This window comes from Helicobacter mastomyrinus (assembly GCF_039555295.1).
Lineage (GTDB): Bacteria > Campylobacterota > Campylobacteria > Campylobacterales > Helicobacteraceae > Helicobacter_C > Helicobacter_C mastomyrinus.
Genome location: NZ_CP145316.1, coordinates 2,017,067 through 2,036,439 on the forward strand (window position 1 = coordinate 2,017,067; position 19,373 = coordinate 2,036,439).

Sequence of the window (19,373 nt, forward strand, 5' to 3'; positions counted from 1 at the left end):
TTAAGGCTTTGCGTGGATTCTAACACTGCTAGGGAGATTTACAATACTTGCTTGTAGGGCTTTAGCATTTGTTAAATCATCGCTTTGACAATGTCTATATGCGCTGCATTCATTATTAAGCTTCCATATAGGACGTGTCATAATCCCCACCGCATTGCTCTGCTCTAAAAATTCATCTCGCATTTTTTGAGAGGGAAGCCTTATGGCATTGAGCCAAAAGTTTGGCTGTGTGGAATCTCGAGCAGAAATAAACTCAATATTAGCTATGGAGCTAAAAAAAGATTTGTATGCCTGCGCAATATTATTTTTATCTGCTAAAAATGCAGGGAGTTGCTCTATTTGCGCTACGCATAAAGCTGCATTGAGATTTGGCAAACGATAATTAAAGCCTAGTTCATCGTGATTGTATTCATAGGGGTGGGGGATTTTAGCCGTTGTGGTGAGGTGTTTAAGACGTTTGGCAAGGGCTTCATCTTGTGTAAGAATCGCCCCACCACCACCGCAAGTAATTGTCTTATTACCATTAAAGCTTAGGATTCCGCAGATTCCAATCACTCCTGTGTGGATTTTGTGCTGATTGTCTATAATATAGCTGCCTAAGCTTTCTGCAGCATCTTCAATAAGCAGAATATTCCACTCATCACAGATTGCTTTAATCTCTTGTATCCTTGCTGGGTGTCCAAAGGTGTGCATAGGCACGCAGGCTTTGAGAGTCTTGCCACTTTTTTTATTGATAGTAGTCCCATCTTGTTGTTTGAGGGCATATTTTTGAAGAAAAGATTGAAGCGCGATGGGGGAGAGACTCATACTCTCCATATCGACATCTATATACACAGGAGTAGCCCCCGTGTAAGCTATGGCATTGCTTGTAGCGATAAAGCTAAGAGGTTGGGTGATAACCTCACAGGTAGCATTTACTTCTAGTGCATAAAGCGAAGCGTGTAGGGCTGATGTGCCATTAGTCGTAGCGATAGCATATTTGCTTCCACAAAAGGCAGCGATTTGCTCTTCAAAAGCATTTACAAACGCCCCTACACTTGATACGAAGCTACTTTCTATACATTCTATCAAATATTGCTTTTCATTCCCTTTAAAACGTGGCTCGTGGAGGGGGATAAAGCCTTCTGGCATAGTATAAAGCTCACGAATAAAGGCAAAAATATCTTTGAATGCTTGATTGCTCATTTTTGCAGAATCCTTATAAGTGATGTGTGGTATATATTGTAACACAATTTTTTAAGCTTTCACTCCCCCTGCCTCACATACGACTTGAAAAAACGTAAAACTCTATACAATCGTGGATAAAAATAAGCAATCTTTGTATTGAAACTTATCTTTTGCATATAAGGTTCTAAAGGTTTTAATAAATCTCGTATATATTTTGGATCAGATTCAAAACATATCCCTCCAAAGGCATATATAGCCCTCACTTGTAAAAATGCAATAAGCCTATCTCTAAGCTTTTTTTCATATTCGCTAAGATTTTTAGGAAAAGTATCTATAAAAGCTAAAAGCCCTAAACAAATATAAGTGCAAGAATAGGCAAAATGATAATGTTTGATTTTGTAACGATTACAAAAAGTATAGGCAATATCGCTCATATAGTTTGGATATGGTTTGAGAGGGGTGTTTGTCTGTAAATTATGCTCGCTCGTAGAATATGTATGAAAACGATAGATATATAAAGGTTTTGTAGCGATTTTAATCTTTTGAGCCTTAGCAAATAAAATCATACCAAACAAAGCATCTTCACTTTGAATCTGCGGACTAAAGCGCAAATAATCAAGAAGGCGAATATGAAACATTCCTTGATGCACCCACGAAAATCCTTCATAATGCTGCCATACATCAAGTGGGCTATATATTTTATCTATAGCTTCTGCTTGTGAAATATGTAAAGATTCTAAAAGTGAAGGATAGCTTAGAGATTCTATCCCATCTTCATAGACATATTCTGTATCGTGCCATATCATATCACATTTACCAATTTGCTCTATACATAAAGCTATGCAATCTAATGTAAGCATATCATCAGCATCTACAAAATGAATATATCCTATATCAGTAGGGGGATAAGAAGAATGAGAAAAGATAATACAGGAGTTGATACTATAATCAATAGGCTTAAAAGAATTTATATTATTCTTATGCCCCCCCCCCCATACATTCTAATGGCTTACCTGTAAGGTAGTTGATATTATTTGCACTTAAGGCATTATCTTTTAAAGAAGCTTTAAATACATAATAGCTTTGCTCTTGCATAAGGGGAGTAAGACAAAAGCCATCACTTATATATTCTATTCCTACATTTCTTGCACTTCCTTGTCCTCCATTACTCTTACATATAAGTGTAATGCGAGAATCTTTATAAAAATATTCCTTAGCTATTTCACAGCTTCTATCACTACTCCCATCATCTATTAAAATGATTTCTAGATTTGCATAGCTTTGATTTATTATAGAATCCAAGCAATCTTTTAAATATTCTTCTACATTATAGATTGGCATTATAATAGCGACTTTGTGGTTTGTATGCATAGGGGGTCCTTTGGCTATAAAAAGTTATCATTTGGGATTATAGCAGGTTTTATACCTTGTAATAGCTCATCAATACAGATATTATATGAGATAGCACGGCAATTTTCACATTCACCTTTGGCAAATTTTTCGTGTAGACGCGCCATAATAGCACTATGATTTGGAGCATTCCATAAGTCTTTGAATCTTGTTTGGTTGAGATTCCCTAGAGAATATGTTTTATTACCAATAAGGGGTTGGCATAAATATACCTCACCATCATAGTTGATAAAGGCATTACTTCGCATTGCTATTGCATTGCAAATGATACTTTTTTGGAGTTTGGGGAGGTAGGAGCTACTATAATGTTTGATACCATTATTTTTTACGTTGATTAGATTTGTCGTTGCGGGATTGATATTTGCTAAGCCTTTTTCAATTTGCTTTAATACATTATCCTTTTGCTCTTGTGTGAGGTCAATACGTCGTTTTTCATAATCCACTGCGGGGATAAAGATGATATAGTCAAATCCCTTTTCCATAGCCTTTTGGTAAGTATTGAAAATTTCTTTATAGTTGATAGAGTTGATAACGCAACGCGCTCCTACGATGAGCTTAGAATCTTTGGTTTTGAGCTTGCTTGGGAGTTCAAATTGCCCGGAGAAGTGATTTGAGCCGACAATTGCTTTGTATTGTTCCTCTTTTGTGGAATATACTGATACTGCGATGTAGTTAAACTTCCGCAAAAGCGCATAATGCTCGGGCTTTATAGCGACAGAATTTGTGATAAGTGCTACTTCGATATTTGATTCAATAAGGCTTTGTGCGTATATATCCCATTTGCTTAGTGTGGTTGGCTCTCCTCCACCAGAGAGATATACTGCTTTTGTGCCTAGCTCTTTTAAGTCGGCGATGGTTTGGGTGATGATTTCGTGGCTTAGGCGAGATTTGTTTTGTCTTCTTTGTCCATAACTGCAATGTATGCAGTTGTAATTACAGCTTGCGCACCAGTGAAATTCTACCGCAATAGGAGGAAGAGTATTTACTATCCCCCCCCCCCGTAGCAACTTTTGTGCTGATACGTTCATAATGGGGAAGTATTTTTGCGGGATTTAAAAGCGTAGCGAGATTAACTTGATTTTGTGATGAAAGCATAGAAACTCCTTTTTAGATATTATATATATTGCTTTTGTATTTAGCAAGATTGGCGGGATTGCTAAACCAAGCGATAGTCTCTTCTAAACCCTCTTTTAACGTATAAGCAGGGCTAAAATCTGTCAGTTCTTTTATTTTCGTATTATCGCACCATAGACGGAAAACCTCGCTTTTTTGTGGGCGTATTCTTTGAGAATCCGTAATAAATTCTACATCGCTTTTCATTATCTCTTTGATAAGCAGCAATGTATCGTGTATGCTTATTTCACTATTAGAACCGATGTTTATAGTCTCTCCTATGGTGTTTTGTGCTAAAGAGAGTGCGATGAAACCGCGACAAGTATCCTTGACATAGTTAAAATCGCGTGTTGGCGTAGTATCACCAAGCTTGATACTTTTAGCCCCACTGGCTATTTGAGTAATGATTGTTGGGATAACAGCCCTTGCGCTTTGTCTAGGACCATAGGTATTAAAAGGACGGGCGATTGTGAGTGGCAGAGAAAAGGCATTGTGAAAGCTCATAGCAATAGCGTCAGCCCCAATTTTTGTTGCAGAATATGGGCTTTGAGGTTGCAATGGGTGTTTTTCATCTATAGGAACATAGAGAGCTGTCCCATATACTTCGCTTGTGCTAGTGTGTATTATGCGTTTGACTTGAGATTCTAATGCAGCTTGGCAAATATTAAGAGTACCTTTGATATTTGTATCGACATAGCTATCTGGTGCAGTATATGAATAAGGGATAGCAATAAGTGCTGCAAGATGAAAGACTATATCAATATCCTTACAGATATGTTTGCAAAAATGAGGGTCTCTTATATCCCCGCTAAGCACCTCAATAGAATCAAGGCATTCTATATCCTCAAGCCAACCCCACGAATTAAAGGAATTATAAAGGCTAAGGGCTTTTATATGGGCTTGATAAAATGGAGAGGTAGAATCTTGTGTTTGCTCATAAATAGCTTGTGTGAGATGTGAGCCGATAAAGCCATCAGCCCCAGTGATAAGTATTTGCATTGTTTTATCCTTGATTTAAAATAATCCATTGACTTGCTCGATGAAGTCCATCGCATCGACATTTGTGCCATTAATTACGATGCCAAAATGTAAATGCGCTCCGCTTACGCGCCCTGTATCGCCACTTTTAGCGATGATTTGCCCACGTTTGATTATATCTCCTTGCTTGACATTAAAATCACTTAAATGAAAATATACGCTTACAAGTCCTTCTCCGTGGTCAATAGCAATGGTTTTACCTGAAAGATACCGATCTTGCACGAGCGCTATTTTGCCATCATTACTTGCTTTAATGTCTGTGCCAATTTGAGCGCGGAAGTCTGTGCCTCCGTGATAGCTTTTAATCGTATTATTAAACACCCGCGCACTTCCATAAGGGCTAGTGATAACAGAATCTAGAGGCGCGATAAAGGGTTTATCCCATAATCTGTCCTTAGTGATAGTGCGATAGACTTTCAGCATATCATTTCTTTCTTTCTCAATGCGATTTGCTACCTCTTGTGAATAGCTCACTTTATCCTGTGCTACGGTGATTTGCTCCTTTTTATATGCCTTTTGCAAAATAGTGATTTTTGCGACATTTTTAGTGTCGCTTTTGATAAATTTCACATCTTTGTCATAATAGCCAATCGGCACAAATGCGATAAACTCATCTGCTTTGCTCGGGTGGCTTATAAAATGGAGCAATTTTTTATCATAGGTGAGCGATGCAGGCTTATTCGCGTGATAAATAAAAGCCGTGCCATTATATGCGGTATTTTCAGCCAAAGACTCTTTAGCGGACACAAAAGGCGCTATCCCCAAAAACAAAGCAATAAAAAGATATGTAAAAACCAAATGCATAACACCCCTTTAAGAGAGAAAAATTATTATGATAGATTATAGCAATTCAAAGCTTAGATTAAAGAATTTTAAGCTAAAATCGCGCTTTTGTTTCAATGCAAAAATACTTCAATTCATAAGGAAATGCAATGTATGCAATATTTAAGAATGGAGGCAAACAATACAAGGTCAGCGTTGGGAGCATTGTGCTGCTTGACAAAATGAGCCTTGAGCCAAAGTCAAAGGTTGAATTGAACGAAGTTTTAGCTATTGTCGATGGAGATAATGCACAGATTGGCACTCCGCTTGTGAAGGGTGCTAAGATTGAGGCGGAAATTATCAACGAGGGCAGGGGCAAAAAGGTCGTTACATTCAAAAAACGTAGAAGAAAAGACAGCAAGACAAAACGAGGCTTTAGACGCGATTTTACTCGTGTGAAGATTCTAAATATTATAGCAAAATAGCAAGGAGCGATTATGGCACATAAGAAAGGTCAGGGAAGCACTCAAAATAACCGCGATTCAGCCGGACGCCGTTTAGGTGTAAAAAAATTTGGCTCACAATTTGTTCGAGCGGGTAATATTATCATCCGCCAAAGAGGCACAAAAGTGCATCCGGGCGATAATGTAGGCTTAGGCAAGGATCATACCATTTATGCCTTGATTGATGGGATAGTGAAATTTCAGCAAAAAGATAAAAATCGCAAAAAAGTTTCTGTTATCCCCGCTTCGTAAGAAATGGTATTTAGGCTGGGGCGTATCTTTAACCCTAGCCTTATTTCCTTTTTCTTTCACTCCCCCTGCCTCACATACGACTTGAAAAAACGTAAAACTCTATACAATCGTGGATAAAAATAAGCAATCTTTGTATTGAAACTTATCTTTTGCATATAAGGTTCTAAAGGTTTTAATAAATCTCGTATATATTTTGGATCAGATTCAAAACATATCCCTCCAAAGGCATATATAGCACTACTCCCATCATCTATTAAAATGATTTCTAGATTTGCATAGCTTTGATTTATTATAGAATCCAAGCAATCTTTTAAATATTCTTCTACATTATAGATTGGCACTATAATAGCGACTTTGTGGTTTGTATGCATAGGGAGTCCTTAATCAAAATGTAGCGTATTGTATTCAATCCAAAATATTATTAGTGGATTCGTGCTAGTATTGTGAGTTTAATGCGAGGGTAGATAATGTTTGTAGATAGTGTAGATATTTTTATCGCTTCGGGTAAGGGTGGAGCGGGTGCAGTGAGCTTCCGTAGGGAAAAGTTTGTCATACATGGCGGTCCTGATGGCGGCGATGGCGGCGATGGCGGCGATGTGTATGTGGAGGTAGATAATAATACTGATACACTTTCAAAGTTCCGTGGTGCGCGGCATTATAAGGCGAAAAATGGGCAGCCCGGTCAGGGAAAACGTTGCAGTGGGAAAAGAGGCACGGATATTACGATTAAAGTGCCGCCTGGCACACAGATTCTTAACCATGAGAGCAAAGAGCTAATTGTTGATATGGATACTTTCCCTAAACGTGTGCGTTTGCTTAAGGGTGGCAAGGGTGGCTTGGGCAATGCGCATTTTAAAAACGCCACAAATCAAGTTCCTACTTACGCGCAAAGTGGTTTAGAGGGGGAGGAGAGGCATATACGATTAGAACTTAAGCTGATTGCTGATGTGGGGTTGGTAGGATTCCCAAATGTGGGGAAATCTACGCTTATTTCCGTGCTATCAAATGCAAAGCCAGAGGTGGCAAATTATGAATTTACCACGCTTGTGCCACATCTTGGCGTGGTTAGCATTGATGAATATAATGCGTTTGTAATGGCGGATATTCCGGGTATTATCGAGGGGGCAAGTGAGGGTAGGGGGCTAGGTATTGCATTTTTGAAGCATATTGAACGCACGGGATTCTTACTTTTTGTGCTAGATGCGATGCGGGAGCAAAGTCTTAAGGAACAATGGGAGATTCTCTCTTTGGAGTTAAAAAAATTTTCTTCAATATTGGCTCAAAGAGCCTTTGGCATAGTGCTTTCAAAGAGTGATATACAGCATTTGGGCGAGGAGTTTAGAGATAAATTTTGTAAAGAATATGAGGAATTGCAGATATTTTTAGCCCATATAGGTAATCCGCAAAGCTTCCTCCTACCTATTTCGAGTTTGCAAAAGATGGGACTAAAAGAGCTTAAGTTTTACATTATGGAAGCGCTCAAAGATACAAAAAGAGGGATTCTAGCTTGATATAACGTTTTGGAATTTATTTTTAAGTAAAGATTAAAATCCCTTGAATTTAGCCTGTTAGAAGTATTTAGCGTGTATTAGGTTGTTTGTGAAATATCTTCTTTGTATTTCTTTTTCTCTTTTGTATAGGGTAAAGAGCATTCTGTAGTAGGAAAATGAGAGCTAAAAGAAGAGCTCTTGTTCGCTTGTGTTGTGAGGGAAGGCTAAGAGCAATCTACATTCTATAAATGAGATACTGAATGAATACTGATGGAATTTTAGAGGTTTTTCGTGGGAATTTGTTTCAAATGCGTTTTTTGTATGACGCAATTACTATAAGTCTAGTGCTTTTGAGAGTTTTAGTAAGGATGAGGATAGATAAAAAATTGTTACACTTTGAATAAGGTGTAACAAACCCCCCTATTTTTAAGCAAAAATAGGGGGGGGGGGGGGTAGAATGTTTAGGTATTTCGTTAAGAAATAGCCTATAGCAAAGGGAATGTGATGAAAAAACATTATGTAAGTTCGGTTTTTGGCTTTGAGTTTAGCAGCCTCTATGGCTTCTGTGGCAATGGCAGAGGAGAGCGGTGCATTTTTTGGTGCGGGTATAGGGCACGGGTCGGCTTCTGCTAAAATTACCTCAAATGGCGTGATTATCGATGGTGATGGTAAAAGATATGGCGCGGGATTAAGCTTTGATGTTCTTGCTGGGTATAAGCAATTTTTCACTCAAAACTTTGGATTACGCTATTATGCAAATTTTACCTATGCGAGTTTTACAACTTATGAACGTTCAGGTGAAACTAATGCAATGAATGAATTATGGTGTGAATATTGATGCACTTTATAATTTTATCGATACAGGATATTCTAGTCTTGGAGCATTTTTGGGTGTAGGCGTAGGAGCAAATACTTGGAGCGGTGTGGTTGTAGATGAAATTGAAAACGTTGGGTTAAGCCCTAATAAAACGGGGCTTGATGTGTCTTTAAATGTCGGTTTGCGTAGTGTGATACATAAAAGACTGAGTTTAGAAGCCATCATAAGGGTGCCTCTCTTGTTGCACACGTTGTATTCAGGCAATGTTGAAAATAGCAAGATGGAGTTCGTAGGCTCTCGTGCCTATAATGTCGGCTCGAGGTATATTATTAACTTTTAATCAAGTATTTTCTATTTAAAGATGTCCCGTCCATAGTGGTATTTATGACGGGATATTTAATGAATCTTGATAGCTGTGCCATATACGAGCACTTCTGAAGTATTGCTCATCACCGATGAAGTAGCGTAGCGAACGCCAATAATGGCATTTGCCCCAAGATTACGCGCTTCCTCAATCATACGCGTGGTGGCTATATGCCTAGCATCATTAAGCATTTCAGTATAGCCTTTAATCTCCCCGCCTACAATGCCCTTAAGTCCTGCCATAATATCACGTCCTATGTGCTTTGATTGCACCATAGAGCCTTTGACAAGCCCGAGTGTTTGATAATTCTGTGAGGGTAGATAATCAACGCTATAAAGATTCATAACAATTCTTTATCCCATCTGTGTGATTTTCGTGCGTATGTGAAGCTCTTTGAGCTGCTCCTCACTTACAGGGCTTGGAGCGTTTGTAAGCGGACAAGTCGCCCTCTGCGTTTTGGGGAAGGCAATTACGTCACGTATGCTTTGTGCTTGAGTGATAAGCATAATAAGTCTATCAAAGCCAATAGCAATCCCCCCGTGAGGTGGCGCACCATAGCGCAGGGCTTCAAGCAAAAAGCCAAACTTTTCCTGTGCCTCTGCTTCATCTATCCCAAGCAGCTTAAAAACTTGTGTCTGTATAGAATCTTTATGGATTCTAATGCTCCCACCACCTAACTCAACGCCATTTAGCACGACATCATAGGCAATAGATTCTATCTCTTCCACATCATCTTTATTCAAATCCTTTGGCATAGTGAAAGGGTGGTGCAATGCCTTTGTCCTGTCATCCTCCTTTTCAAACATAGGAAAATCCACTACCCATAGAAATTTACGCAATTTTTCATCGATAAGCCCCATATCCGCACCGATTTTAAGCCGTAATCGCCCCATATAGTCCCACACGACTTTTTTCGCCCCCGCACCAAAGAATATAATATCCCCTATTTCCGCACCTACGCGCTTTAGTAGTGCGTTTAGGGCTTCTTGGCTAATAAACTTTACCAATGGTCCCTTACACTCATCAGGTTTCACTTGGATATATGCTAATCCCTTAGCACCAAATTTACGCACGAACTCCTCTGCCTCTCCCAAAGTCTTGCGTGAAAAGAAGTTATCCCCACCCTTGACACAAAGGGCTTTGATACGATTTTGCTTAGAATCTTTAGCGATATTTTGAAAGATAGGATTGCTTGATTCTATAAACAAATCTCCCACTTCTATAAGTGGCAACTCAAAGCGCAAATCGGGCTTATCGCTCCCATAAGATTCCATTGCCTCCGCATAAGGCATACGCATAAAGGGCGTTTGTATCTGCTCTCCACAAGCGGCAAAAATATCCTTAAGGAGCGTTTCTGCCATTGTGATGATGTCATTTTCCTCGCAAAAGCTCATTTCAATGTCAATTTGCGTAAATTCTGACTGCCTATCCGCTCTCAAATCCTCATCTCTAAAGCAACGCGCGATTTGAAAATATCTATCAAAGCCGCTTACCATAAGGAGCTGCTTAAACAGCTGCGGACTTTGAGGCAGGGCATAAAACGCCCCCTGATGCACACGTGAAGGCACGAGATAGTCTCTTGCACCCTCTGGTGTAGCCTGCGTGAGTATAGGTGTCTCCACTTCTAAAAAGCCCATTTTGTGCAGACTATTCCGTGCGGCAATGGCGACATTAGAGCGGGTTTGAAAGATATGATAAGCCTTGCTTGAGCGCAAATCTAAATAGCGATATTTGAGCCTTAGCTCCTCATTCACGCTTTCATCGCCGATAGCTATGGGAGGGGTAGGGGATTTATTTTCTATCACAAGTGAGGAAAGCACGATTTCAATCTTGCCTGTTTTGAGCTTTGGATTCTCTAATCCTTCCCCTCTAGCTCGTATTTTGCCTCGTGCGATAAGCACATATTCATCACGCACACTTGAAGCGATATGATGTGCCTCACTGCTTGGGTCGCACACAAGCTGAACAATACCGCTTTTATCGCGCAAATCGATAAATACCACACCCCCGTGGTCGCGATATGTGTTACACCAGCCGCATACTTGCACCTCTGTGCCTATATGCTCCTCTCCTAAATCTGCGCATAAATGAGTTCTTAACATACTTTACCCTTGTAAAATGAAATAGAGGATTTTAATGCAATTTTAAAGATTAATGCCTACAAGAATTTGACGTAATGCTTGTTCTACTTCTATAGGATTTGATTTGGTAATAAAGCCATCAGCATTAAGCCGCTCTGCCATTTGGTGATTACTATCACTACTCATTGAAGAGTTAATAATCACAGGGATATGACAAGTTGCAGGTGTTTCTTTGATACGTTTTAATACTTCAAAGCCTGATACAATAGGCATTTCCAAATCCGTAATAACCGCACCGATATTTGCAGCCACACCCGGATTATGCAAATAATCAAGCAAAGCCTTGCCGTTAGGAAAGCTAAAGTATCTTAAATCGAGTTTTTCGATGATTTTTTGTAAAGATTTTGCCGCAGATTTAGAATCTTCAGCCAATAGCACGACTTTATCACTTGAAATTGCCGCAATATCATTGAGTTCGAGCTCATTTGCAGCATTGACAGAGGGGAAGGCTTCAGTGAGCATTCGTTCTACATCTAAGACTTGTATCACAGAGCCATCATCATATTTTGCTGTCGCTGTAATTTTAGAATCTCCATCAATACCAAATTCCGAGCCAACATTTATATCACTCCAACTTTTATGGATAATGCGCTTCACACCCATAATTTTAAGTCCTACCGTGCTATTAGAAAAGCTACAAATAATCACTAAGCTTTTTTTAGTATCAAGCGAAAATTCCCGCAAGTCTCTATCAGGGTGTTCTTTGCTATAATATAGCCATCGACGCATATCTACAAGCGGTATAGTCTCATCACGCACGGTAAGATAGCCTAGCACGATACCGCTATTGTCTCCCGCTGTTTCAGTAAGCTCATTATCATAATAAATAATTTCACGTATCTTAAATACATTCATTGCATAAAGCTGATTTGTGCCATCTTTTTCTTCTTCTAATGTGAAGCACAAAAATTGCACTTCATTATTGAGATGTAATGAAGTGGTTTTGTCTATTTCATTTTGCTTTTTTGCCAATATCTGCCTCCAAAACTTAAAAATTATAACATTTAAAAATGATATAATTCTATCGCAAAATACATAAATTCTAAGCACTAAACCCAAATTTTAAAGGGAAAACTCTTATGACAAGTGAAGAATACCACACTCAAGTGCAGATTCTAAAGAAAATGGCTTATCATTATTATGTGCTTGATGAGCCAATAGCTACTGATGAGCAATATGATAAGCTTTATCACCAAATCCTAGTATTTGAAAAAAGCAATCCTCACCTTATTGATTTCACCTCTCCTACCCAGCGCGTGGGTGATACACCCTTAGAATCTTTTAGTAAAAATAGTCATATCCAGCGTATGTGGAGCTTAGAAGATGTGTTTAATACTGATGAGCTAGATGAATGGCTACAAAGAATCTACAAAGTCTATCCTCACGCGACTTTCACTTGCTCACCTAAGTTTGATGGTGCGAGTTTGAATCTACTTTATTCACAGGGCAAACTCATAAGTGCGGCTACGCGAGGAAATGGCATAGAGGGAGAATTGGTAACGCAAAATGCAAAAACGATACAAAGCATTCCGCTTGAAATCGACTTTATGGGGGATATTGAGATACGTGGGGAGGTAGTCATTGCTAAAGATGATTTTGAATCTATCAATGCAGAGCGATTAAAAGACAATCAAAGTCTTTTTGCCAATCCTCGAAACGCTGCTGCAGGGAGTTTAAGACAGCTAGATTCTAGAATCACTGCTCAACGTAAATTACGCTTTATGCCTTGGGGTATTGGGGCGGGACTAGAGCATTTTGCAAGTTTTTATGACGCTTTGCAAAGCATTATAGGCTTTGGCTTCATACCTGTGCCGTTTTTGAAGCATTGCAAAGATAAGGTGGATATACAGGACATATATAACCTTCTCCTTTCTCAACGCAATAGTTATGCGATTATGCTTGATGGTATGGTTATTATGCTTGATGATATAGCCTCCCAACACCAGCTAGGTTGGACGATTAAAGCCCCGCGATTTGCTTGTGCGTATAAATTCCCTGCGATTGAAAAAAGCTCCAAGATTTTATCTGTGAGTTTGCAAGTAGGGCGCACGGGAATTATCACGCCTGTGGCAGAGCTTATGCCTGTGGAGATTGAGGGGGCGATGATTGCACGTGCGACTTTGCATAATTTTAGCGAGATTGAGCGCAAGGATATTATGATTGGCGATGAAGTGATTATTATCCGCAGTGGCGATGTGATACCGAAAATCATTAAGCCCCTTGTAGGTTTGCGTGATGGCACACAAAAGGCTATTGTTAAACCTACGCATTGCCCTGTGTGCGGTGAGGAACTCCTTGTCGAAGAGGTTTTTATCAAATGTCAAAATCTTAGCTGTGAGGCACGCGTGATAGAATCTATTATTCATTTTGCATCCAAAAAGGCACTAAATATCGATGGTTTGGGTGAAAAAATCGTGATTCAACTCTATGAAAATGCGCTTGTGCGGAATATCAAAGATATTTATACCTTGAATACTACGCAGCTTTTAGCTCTTGAGGGTTGGCAAGACAAACGCGCACAAAACCTCATTAATGCGATACAAGATACTATAGGTGTGGAATTGTGGCGGTTTATCAATGCAGTTGGGATTGAACATATTGGCGAAGGAGCGAGCAAGAAACTCGCGCAAAAATTTGGCTTAGAGACTTTTAACATATCTTTAGAAGATGTGATGAGTCTTGATGGCTTCGGGGAGGAGATGGCGTATTCCCTTATTGAGTTTAACCGAGCAAACAAGGCACTTATTGAGCAATTACTTGCCATCATTCAGCCACGTATAGAGATTTTACAAATTGATAGTAGCCATATTTTTTATGGTAAAACTATCGTGCTTACAGGCACACTTTCCCAACCACGCGATACTATCAGCGCACTTTTAGAATCTAAAGGCGCAAAGATTGTCTCAAGCGTGAGTAAAAAGACGGACTTTGTCGTTTATGGAGAAAAAGCAGGGAGCAAACTAGAGAAAGCACAAGATTTAGGCATAAAGACATTAAACGAAGCAGAGCTTTTCACCCTTCTTACGGAAGAATGAGTTAATTAAGATAAGGTGATGAGTTTTGTAAAATAAATTTAAGAGATTTTATTTATTTGCGAGTAAAAAATGCCAAGCAGAAAGGAATTTGTTTTGTAGTATTTAGACTAGCCTTATATACTAAAATCATAATAGCTCAAAGTAAGCATAATCTGCGATGTGTCAAATCGCTCATCAAGCAGCTTTTTGCTCTTGTAGTTAAAGCCCTGTTGATACCCTATACTTAATCCATATCCACGCGCTATATCAAAAAACAGCTCCGCCCTCACCAATCCACCATAGATATTATATTGCTCATCAACATCAGGCATTGCCAAATTACTCATCTCAAAGCCGCCGCCGACTAAGCATATTACACGTCCATTGAAAAATCTATATCCCATTTGTCCGCCCAAAGAAAAGGCATAAAATCCATTTTTGTTTTCCGATCCTGCACTTCCATCAATCCACGCATTCAAAAGAAAGGCTTTAGAATTGCCTAGCATAACACCTCGCTTTAAACCAAAAATCACCGCATTACGCGCACTCTCGTAGTCTTGTAGCATAGTTCTATTGCCTGATGTGTGCCAAATCTTAGAATGCACCCCACCAATGCTTAAACTCCCAAAAGTGTGATTATCCGCAGGGATAGGTGCAGTGGAGAAGTCTAAGCCCTGTACTTGCAGACATAGCATTCCTATTGCAAGCACAAGTTTCACTGCATATCGCACAAACACGATTCTACCCCCAAATACTGCCTGTATAAGGCTGGCTTCTATCAATATCGTCATATCGCTTTTTGCCTTTGCTTTTTGCCTTGCTATCTCTAGCATTGCCTTGTGGCTTTCTCGTGCGATGTGGCTTTGTGCTATGGGGTTTTTTCCCACTTCTTTTTTGCCCCCCTGCTTCATTCACGGATTCAAGCTGCGCGATTTGCTCTTTACTAAATCCAATCTTTGCGTTGCTGTTTTTTTCTAAATGCAGTGAAATGAGTTTCAAACAGAGCTGTGTTGTGTCTATCTTGTCTTTAAGCTTTTCATAAATCATCACTGATTTATCGCTTACCTTTGTTTGAGATAGCTCCTGTGAAAAGGCGTCATCGCTATATTCTTGTGTAATCTCACAAAGCGTAAGCTTTGCCTTTGTCATTTTCTTAATCTTGCTTAGCTCTTTATATTCAAGCGGCGTAGCAAGGGTAATAGCTACTCCCTTTTTCCCTGCACGTCCTGTGCGCCCAATGCGATGGACATAGCTTTCAGGGTTAAGCGGGATATGATAATTAAATACGTGGCTCACATCGCTAATATCTATCCCACGTGATGCTACATCGGTAGCGACAAGCAATTCGATTTTGTTTTGCTTAAAGGCTTTCATACTCTCTCGTCGCTCCCATTGCTCCATATCTCCGTGCAATGCCATCGCCTTAAAGCCACGATTAATAAGCCTTGTCGCTAATGCGTCTGCTTCTTTTTTCATACGTGTAAAAATAATGCTCTTTGTGGGATTTTGTGTTTCTATCAAGCGCACTACCGCCTCATCACGCTCTCCCTCGTTGATAATGTAATATTGCTGCTCTATATCTTTATTTGTAATATCTGTAGGCGTGATTTTCACAAAGGCGGGATTATCTAGAATATTCATTGCCAAAGCCTTGATGGGTTCAGGCATTGTAGCTGAAAAAAGCAGAGTTTGTCGCGTATTAGGTAGGAATTTAAAAATCTCCTCAATATCATCTAAAAAGCCCATATCAAGCATTTCATCGCTTTCATCAAGCACGACTATTTGTGGTGCAAAATGCGCTATGCGTCCATTTTGCAAATGGTCTAGCAGCCTACCGGGTGTGGCTATCATCACCTTTGGTTTCTTTTCTAATAAATCACATTGCCGCTTAATGCTCTGCCCCCCATACATACAAATGGTTTTAATACGTCCAAAACGCCCAAGCTTTAGAATCTCCTCGCTAATTTGCATAGCAAGTTCCCTTGTGGGCGTGATGACAAGTGCTTCAATCTCTTGATTGCGATTGAGTGCATTAAGGATAGGGATAGCAAATGCTGCTGTCTTGCCTGTACCGGTTTGTGCCTGTGCGATAAGGTCTTTACCTTGCAAAACAATAGGAATACTTTGTTCTTGCACTGGGCTAGGTGTGCTAAATCCCGCCTCTTTAATGCCCTTTAGCACAAATTCCTTTAAGCCAAATTCCTCAAAGCCCTTTTCTTTGCCTTCTTGCTCTAATGGGATAGAATCTTGCGTATTTGCATTATCTAAATGTGTCGCCCTCTGCGTAGCTTTGCCCTGTGCGTTTTCGCTCTGGAGGCAATCACCGCTATCTGTATTTGTGTGATTCATAGTGTTTTACCCTTTGTCTCAATCATTGTATTTAATGAATGTGTTAATGAAAATGTAAGGCGGAATTATAGCAAAAATTGTGCTTTTAAAGTGAAATTTACAAAAATATTATCCCGCTTGGATATAATGCCATACTTCATAAGACACAAAGGAAAGCAATGAATCTAGACGATACACTTTTAACGCTTTATGGCTCTATGCCTTTTATGGTAAGCCTACTTGCTGGGATTCTTACATTTTTAAGCCCTTGTATTTTGCCACTTATTCCTCCTTATATTTCATATATTTCAGGCGTGGGTATATCTGACTTGCAGCATACAAGTACCGCGCATAAGGGAAAAATCATTCTTACTTCCTTACTTTTTATCGCTGGATTTTCACTTGTGTTTATCACACTTGGGATTTTTGCCTCATCTACACTTGGAGAGATTTTTACTGCTTCGTGGTTGCGTTATTTGGCGGGGTGTGTGATTATATTCTTTGGGCTTCACTTTTTGTTTCATTTTAAATACACATTTTTACACAGGCATATTCAGCACAATTTTGACTATACGCGATTTGGCTTCCTCTCGCCCTTTGTGCTTGGTATTGGCTTTAGTATCGGCTGGAGTCCTTGCGTGGGTCCTATCCTCGCCTCGATTTTTACCCTCTCACTTGCTAATCCCACTCACGCCTTTTGGCTTATGCTATGCTACACTCTTGGATTAGGTTTAGCGTTTTTTTTAGTCGCACTTTTTATTAATGCTGCGTTAAGATTCTTGAAAAAGCTCACCGCATTTTTACGACCCATAGAGGTGATTTCTGGTATTTTGCTTATACTCATTGGTGTGCTTATTATCGCCCAAAAGACAGATTTTTTATTACCATAATTAAAGATATTCAAAAGGAGAGAAAGTGCTATTTAAAAATGCAACCCTTTGTGATTATCAAGGTATAAAAACAGGCGATTTACGCGCCCAAGATGGAATCATCACGCAAATTGGATCACTCTCCCTCCTACCTGGTGAGGAAGTGCTTGATTTACAAGGCAAACTCCTGCTTCCTGCGATGATTGATTTAAATGTAGCACCTAAAAGTCTCTCTCTCTGCACGAAAAATCTCCTCTCCCTTGCGCAAAAAGCCTTAAAAGGCGGTGTAGGAAGCATATTGCTCTATCCCCGAACAACGCCTACTTGTAGCGAAAGCGGCTCCATAGAGCTGATTAAGAATCTTAATAGCCAATCTCCTATCCACCTTCTCCCTGCTATCAATCCGCTCAACTTAGAGGGCAAACTTAGCGATATTAGCACCTTGTATCATAGTGGCGGACGCGCTATATTTGTTCAAAGCGATATTGACGCCCATAGCCTTATGAAAATCGCTCAATACGCGCAAATGCTGGATATTCCGCTTATTTGCTTTTGTCAAGATAGAAGTGTAGCTGATGGCGTGATGAATGAGGGGCTTCTAAGTGCATCGCTTGGGCTACCCTCTATCCCTGCTTTTAGTCAAACAAAAGAAGTAGCAAAAATCGCTGAAATGCTCCACACACTGCCTATAAAGCTTATTTTTGATACGCTTGTGTATCCGCGTAGCTTTGATATACTTCATCATTTTGCCTTGCATTCTTCCATACAGGCGACATTTTACACGCAAACTTCTATACATCATTTATTGCTTGATGAAAGTTTATGCGAAAACTACAATACCGCCGCAAAAATTAATCCTCCATTAGTGGATAAGTCATCACTTGCACAGATTCTATCTTTGTTACAAAAGGGGCAAGTAAGCACCTTGACAAGCCTACAATGTGCGGATTTCAAATCGAAAAAAGACCAAGTCTTTGAAATGGCAAGTTTTGGCATAGACGCACTCGAAATATATTTTTCACTGCTTTATACCTATCTGCATAAAGCTAATAATATTCCCCTCCCACTCATTTCTCAACTCACAAGCTATATCCCCGCACAGATTCTAAACCTCAATAAAGGGGTATTAGCAGAGGGGAAAATCGCCGAGCTTATTATCATTAATCCTAATGAATCTTTTGTCTTTAACGATACATTCTCGCCCTATGATGGGCAGGAGCTTTATGGTAAAGTAGAGGCACTCTTTAGCCTTCAAACCCTCCATACTTCACGTATATAAGGATAATTATGCAAGATATTGAAAATTACTTCATAGGTTCAATCCCGCAGCTTCAAATACTAGGTATCGCGCTTTTAAAGGCAACACTTATTCTTGTTTTAGGATATTATTTCTCGCGTTTTATACGAAAGAAAATCTCTCAAGCCATTGCCAAACGTGATGCAATCTTAGGACAATTCATCTCGCAGGTAATTTTTATTCTCTCTATTGTGGTTATCATCATTGCTGCACTTGGCACTATCGGTGTGCAGACAAACTCTATCATTGCTGTGCTTGGCACAGCGGGTGTGGCTATCGCGCTAGGGCTTAAAGATTCTCTCTCATCAGTGGCAAGTGGTATCATACTCATCATTCTCCGCCCTTTTAAGCAGGGAGATTTGATAGAAATTAGTGGTATGACGGGCTATGTGGAGGCAATCAATCTTTTTACCACGCATTTGCGCCTCACTGATGGCAAATTTGCGATTGTGCCTAATAGCAATATCGCTAAGGCAAATATTGTAAATACTACGCTCAATGAGCAAAGACGTATCGATTTAATCATTGGCGTGGGGTATCAAAGTGATGTAGAATCTGTGAAAAATATTATCAATGATGTGTTGCAAAACACTCCTGAAGTGGATTTAGCACAGACATATTTTATCGGCTTAAGTGAGCTTGGGGAAAGCTCTTTAAACTTTACCTTGCGCTTTTGGGTGAAGCTTGAATCTGGAGTGCTAAACGCCCAATGCAAAGTGTTAGAATCTATCAAAGCTCAGCTTGATAAAAATGGCATTGAGATTCCGTATAATAAGCTTGATGTGAATATCATAAAGGCGGATTGATA

General features: G+C 39.6%; 19 protein-coding genes and 2 pseudogenes. 9 read left to right on the forward strand and 12 right to left on the reverse strand.

Features of this window, described 5'->3' with window-relative positions:
• The 6 genes and pseudogenes from V3I05_RS10260 to V3I05_RS10285 form a co-directional block, all read right to left on the reverse strand.
• On the reverse strand, window positions 1–1,185 hold the full coding sequence (locus V3I05_RS10260; RefSeq protein ID WP_343353559.1) for a LegC family aminotransferase: 1,185 nt from the start codon (window positions 1,183–1,185) through the stop codon (window positions 1–3).
• Between the two features lie 59 nt (window positions 1,186–1,244).
• Window positions 1,245–2,027, reverse strand: coding sequence for a glycosyl transferase (locus tag V3I05_RS10265; RefSeq protein WP_300450951.1), 783 nt, complete (start codon window positions 2,025–2,027; stop codon window positions 1,245–1,247).
• Between the two features lie 258 nt (window positions 2,028–2,285).
• Window positions 2,286–2,538, reverse strand: a pseudogene (locus V3I05_RS10270) (glycosyltransferase family 2 protein); the annotation flags it as partial.
• A gap of 14 nt (window positions 2,539–2,552) precedes the next feature.
• Window positions 2,553–3,605: a radical SAM/SPASM domain-containing protein gene (locus V3I05_RS10275; RefSeq protein ID WP_300599622.1), complete on the reverse strand. Its 1,053-nt coding sequence runs from the start codon at window positions 3,603–3,605 to the stop codon at window positions 2,553–2,555.
• A gap of 79 nt (window positions 3,606–3,684) precedes the next feature.
• On the reverse strand, window positions 3,685–4,689 hold the full coding sequence (locus V3I05_RS10280; RefSeq protein WP_300446962.1) for an NAD-dependent 4,6-dehydratase LegB: 1,005 nt from the start codon (window positions 4,687–4,689) through the stop codon (window positions 3,685–3,687).
• 15 nt (window positions 4,690–4,704) lie between these two features.
• Window positions 4,705–5,532 (reverse strand): M23 family metallopeptidase, encoded by an 828-nt coding sequence (locus tag V3I05_RS10285; RefSeq protein WP_300732861.1) that lies wholly within the window; start codon window positions 5,530–5,532, stop codon window positions 4,705–4,707.
• A gap of 128 nt (window positions 5,533–5,660) precedes the next feature.
• On the opposite strand from V3I05_RS10285, the gene rplU reads away from it, so the two are divergent.
• Window positions 5,661–5,975: a 50S ribosomal protein L21 gene (gene rplU / locus V3I05_RS10290; RefSeq protein WP_295700511.1), complete on the forward strand. Its 315-nt coding sequence runs from the start codon at window positions 5,661–5,663 to the stop codon at window positions 5,973–5,975.
• A 12-nt stretch (window positions 5,976–5,987) separates the two neighbouring features.
• Complete coding sequence (rpmA, locus tag V3I05_RS10295) at window positions 5,988–6,245, forward strand: 50S ribosomal protein L27 (protein WP_034589087.1); 258 nt, start codon at window positions 5,988–5,990, stop codon at window positions 6,243–6,245.
• A gap of 236 nt (window positions 6,246–6,481) precedes the next feature.
• Here rpmA and V3I05_RS10300 read toward each other — a convergent pair.
• Window positions 6,482–6,616, reverse strand: a pseudogene (locus tag V3I05_RS10300) (glycosyltransferase family 2 protein); the annotation flags it as partial.
• Window positions 6,617–6,712: 96 nt separating this feature from the next.
• Between V3I05_RS10300 and obgE the strand changes: the two are divergent.
• The 3 genes from obgE to V3I05_RS10315 all read left to right on the forward strand — a co-directional run bounded on the left by obgE (window position 6,713) and on the right by V3I05_RS10315 (window position 8,892).
• Complete coding sequence (obgE, locus tag V3I05_RS10305) at window positions 6,713–7,756, forward strand: GTPase ObgE (RefSeq protein ID WP_343353562.1); 1,044 nt, start codon at window positions 6,713–6,715, stop codon at window positions 7,754–7,756.
• Between the two features lie 535 nt (window positions 7,757–8,291).
• Window positions 8,292–8,573, forward strand: coding sequence for an outer membrane beta-barrel protein (locus V3I05_RS10310; protein ID WP_295700521.1), 282 nt, complete (start codon window positions 8,292–8,294; stop codon window positions 8,571–8,573).
• The gene (locus V3I05_RS10315) at window positions 8,551–8,892 is read left to right on the forward strand and encodes an outer membrane beta-barrel protein (RefSeq protein WP_300446968.1); all 342 of its coding nucleotides are present in this window, start codon (window positions 8,551–8,553) and stop codon (window positions 8,890–8,892) included. The genes V3I05_RS10310 and V3I05_RS10315 overlap by 23 nt, the downstream gene beginning before the upstream one ends.
• Before the next feature lie 56 nt (window positions 8,893–8,948).
• Here the strand turns inward: V3I05_RS10315 and V3I05_RS10320 are convergent, their stop codons facing one another.
• Genes V3I05_RS10320 through V3I05_RS10330 form a run of 3 tightly spaced genes read right to left on the reverse strand, consistent with a single transcriptional unit; the run spans window position 8,949 to window position 12,029 of the window.
• Window positions 8,949–9,260 carry a YbjQ family protein gene (locus V3I05_RS10320; protein ID WP_295700528.1) on the reverse strand — a complete coding sequence of 104 codons (312 nt, stop codon included), beginning with the start codon at window positions 9,258–9,260 and terminating at the stop codon, window positions 8,949–8,951.
• Between the two features lie 9 nt (window positions 9,261–9,269).
• Entirely contained in the window at window positions 9,270–11,018 is a 1,749-nt protein-coding gene (aspS, locus tag V3I05_RS10325; RefSeq protein WP_343353564.1) for an aspartate--tRNA ligase, read from the reverse strand.
• 42 nt (window positions 11,019–11,060) lie between these two features.
• A complete protein-coding gene (locus V3I05_RS10330) occupies window positions 11,061–12,029 on the reverse strand; it encodes a chemotaxis protein (protein ID WP_300446972.1) in 969 nt (322 codons plus the stop codon).
• 107 nt (window positions 12,030–12,136) lie between these two features.
• Here V3I05_RS10330 and ligA point away from each other — a divergent pair, with 107 nt between their 5' ends.
• On the forward strand, window positions 12,137–14,092 hold the full coding sequence (ligA, locus tag V3I05_RS10335) for an NAD-dependent DNA ligase LigA (protein WP_343353565.1): 1,956 nt from the start codon (window positions 12,137–12,139) through the stop codon (window positions 14,090–14,092).
• A gap of 113 nt (window positions 14,093–14,205) precedes the next feature.
• Here the strand turns inward: ligA and V3I05_RS10340 are convergent, their stop codons facing one another.
• The gene (locus V3I05_RS10340; RefSeq protein WP_343353566.1) at window positions 14,206–14,862 is read right to left on the reverse strand and encodes a hypothetical protein; all 657 of its coding nucleotides are present in this window, start codon (window positions 14,860–14,862) and stop codon (window positions 14,206–14,208) included.
• Window positions 14,813–16,420, reverse strand: coding sequence for a DEAD/DEAH box helicase (locus V3I05_RS10345; RefSeq protein ID WP_343353568.1), 1,608 nt, complete (start codon window positions 16,418–16,420; stop codon window positions 14,813–14,815). Before V3I05_RS10345 ends, V3I05_RS10340 begins: the two co-directional genes overlap by 50 nt.
• A gap of 158 nt (window positions 16,421–16,578) precedes the next feature.
• On the opposite strand from V3I05_RS10345, the gene V3I05_RS10350 reads away from it, so the two are divergent.
• From V3I05_RS10350 to mscS, 3 genes are read left to right on the forward strand one after another with little or no spacing between them, the layout of a single operon-like run.
• Window positions 16,579–17,289, forward strand: a complete 711-nt coding sequence (locus tag V3I05_RS10350; RefSeq protein WP_300451640.1) for a cytochrome c biogenesis CcdA family protein — start codon at window positions 16,579–16,581, stop codon at window positions 17,287–17,289.
• Between the two features lie 25 nt (window positions 17,290–17,314).
• Window positions 17,315–18,547 (forward strand): metal-dependent hydrolase, encoded by a 1,233-nt coding sequence (locus V3I05_RS10355; RefSeq protein WP_295700545.1) that lies wholly within the window; start codon window positions 17,315–17,317, stop codon window positions 18,545–18,547.
• Between the two features lie 8 nt (window positions 18,548–18,555).
• Window positions 18,556–19,371, forward strand: a complete 816-nt coding sequence (mscS, locus tag V3I05_RS10360) for a small-conductance mechanosensitive channel MscS (protein ID WP_295700548.1) — start codon at window positions 18,556–18,558, stop codon at window positions 19,369–19,371.
• The last annotated feature ends 2 nt before the right edge of the window (window positions 19,372–19,373 follow it).

Excerpts from the sequence above, each read along its gene's own strand:
- aspS (WP_343353564.1), bottom strand. The coding sequence starts at position 11,018 with ATGTTAAGAACTCATTTATGCGCAGATTTAGGAGAGGAGCATATAGGC.
- V3I05_RS10285 (WP_300732861.1), bottom strand. The coding sequence starts at position 5,532 with ATGCATTTGGTTTTTACATATCTTTTTATTGCTTTGTTTTTGGGGATA.
- V3I05_RS10340 (WP_343353566.1), bottom strand. The coding sequence starts at position 14,862 with ATGACGATATTGATAGAAGCCAGCCTTATACAGGCAGTATTTGGGGGT.
- rplU (WP_295700511.1), top strand. The coding sequence starts at position 5,661 with ATGTATGCAATATTTAAGAATGGAGGCAAACAATACAAGGTCAGCGTT.
- ligA (WP_343353565.1), top strand. The coding sequence starts at position 12,137 with ATGACAAGTGAAGAATACCACACTCAAGTGCAGATTCTAAAGAAAATG.
- V3I05_RS10350 (WP_300451640.1), top strand. The coding sequence starts at position 16,579 with ATGAATCTAGACGATACACTTTTAACGCTTTATGGCTCTATGCCTTTT.
- V3I05_RS10280 (WP_300446962.1), bottom strand. The coding sequence starts at position 4,689 with ATGCAAATACTTATCACTGGGGCTGATGGCTTTATCGGCTCACATCTC.
- V3I05_RS10260 (WP_343353559.1), bottom strand. The coding sequence starts at position 1,185 with ATGAGCAATCAAGCATTCAAAGATATTTTTGCCTTTATTCGTGAGCTT.
- V3I05_RS10315 (WP_300446968.1), top strand. The coding sequence starts at position 8,551 with ATGAATTATGGTGTGAATATTGATGCACTTTATAATTTTATCGATACA.
- V3I05_RS10310 (WP_295700521.1), top strand. The coding sequence starts at position 8,292 with ATGGCTTCTGTGGCAATGGCAGAGGAGAGCGGTGCATTTTTTGGTGCG.
- rpmA (WP_034589087.1), top strand. The coding sequence starts at position 5,988 with ATGGCACATAAGAAAGGTCAGGGAAGCACTCAAAATAACCGCGATTCA.
- V3I05_RS10275 (WP_300599622.1), bottom strand. The coding sequence starts at position 3,605 with ATGAACGTATCAGCACAAAAGTTGCTACGGGGGGGGGGGATAGTAAAT.
- obgE (WP_343353562.1), top strand. The coding sequence starts at position 6,713 with ATGTTTGTAGATAGTGTAGATATTTTTATCGCTTCGGGTAAGGGTGGA.
- mscS (WP_295700548.1), top strand. The coding sequence starts at position 18,556 with ATGCAAGATATTGAAAATTACTTCATAGGTTCAATCCCGCAGCTTCAA.
- V3I05_RS10265 (WP_300450951.1), bottom strand. The coding sequence starts at position 2,027 with ATGCTTACATTAGATTGCATAGCTTTATGTATAGAGCAAATTGGTAAA.
- V3I05_RS10320 (WP_295700528.1), bottom strand. The coding sequence starts at position 9,260 with ATGAATCTTTATAGCGTTGATTATCTACCCTCACAGAATTATCAAACA.
- V3I05_RS10345 (WP_343353568.1), bottom strand. The coding sequence starts at position 16,420 with ATGAATCACACAAATACAGATAGCGGTGATTGCCTCCAGAGCGAAAAC.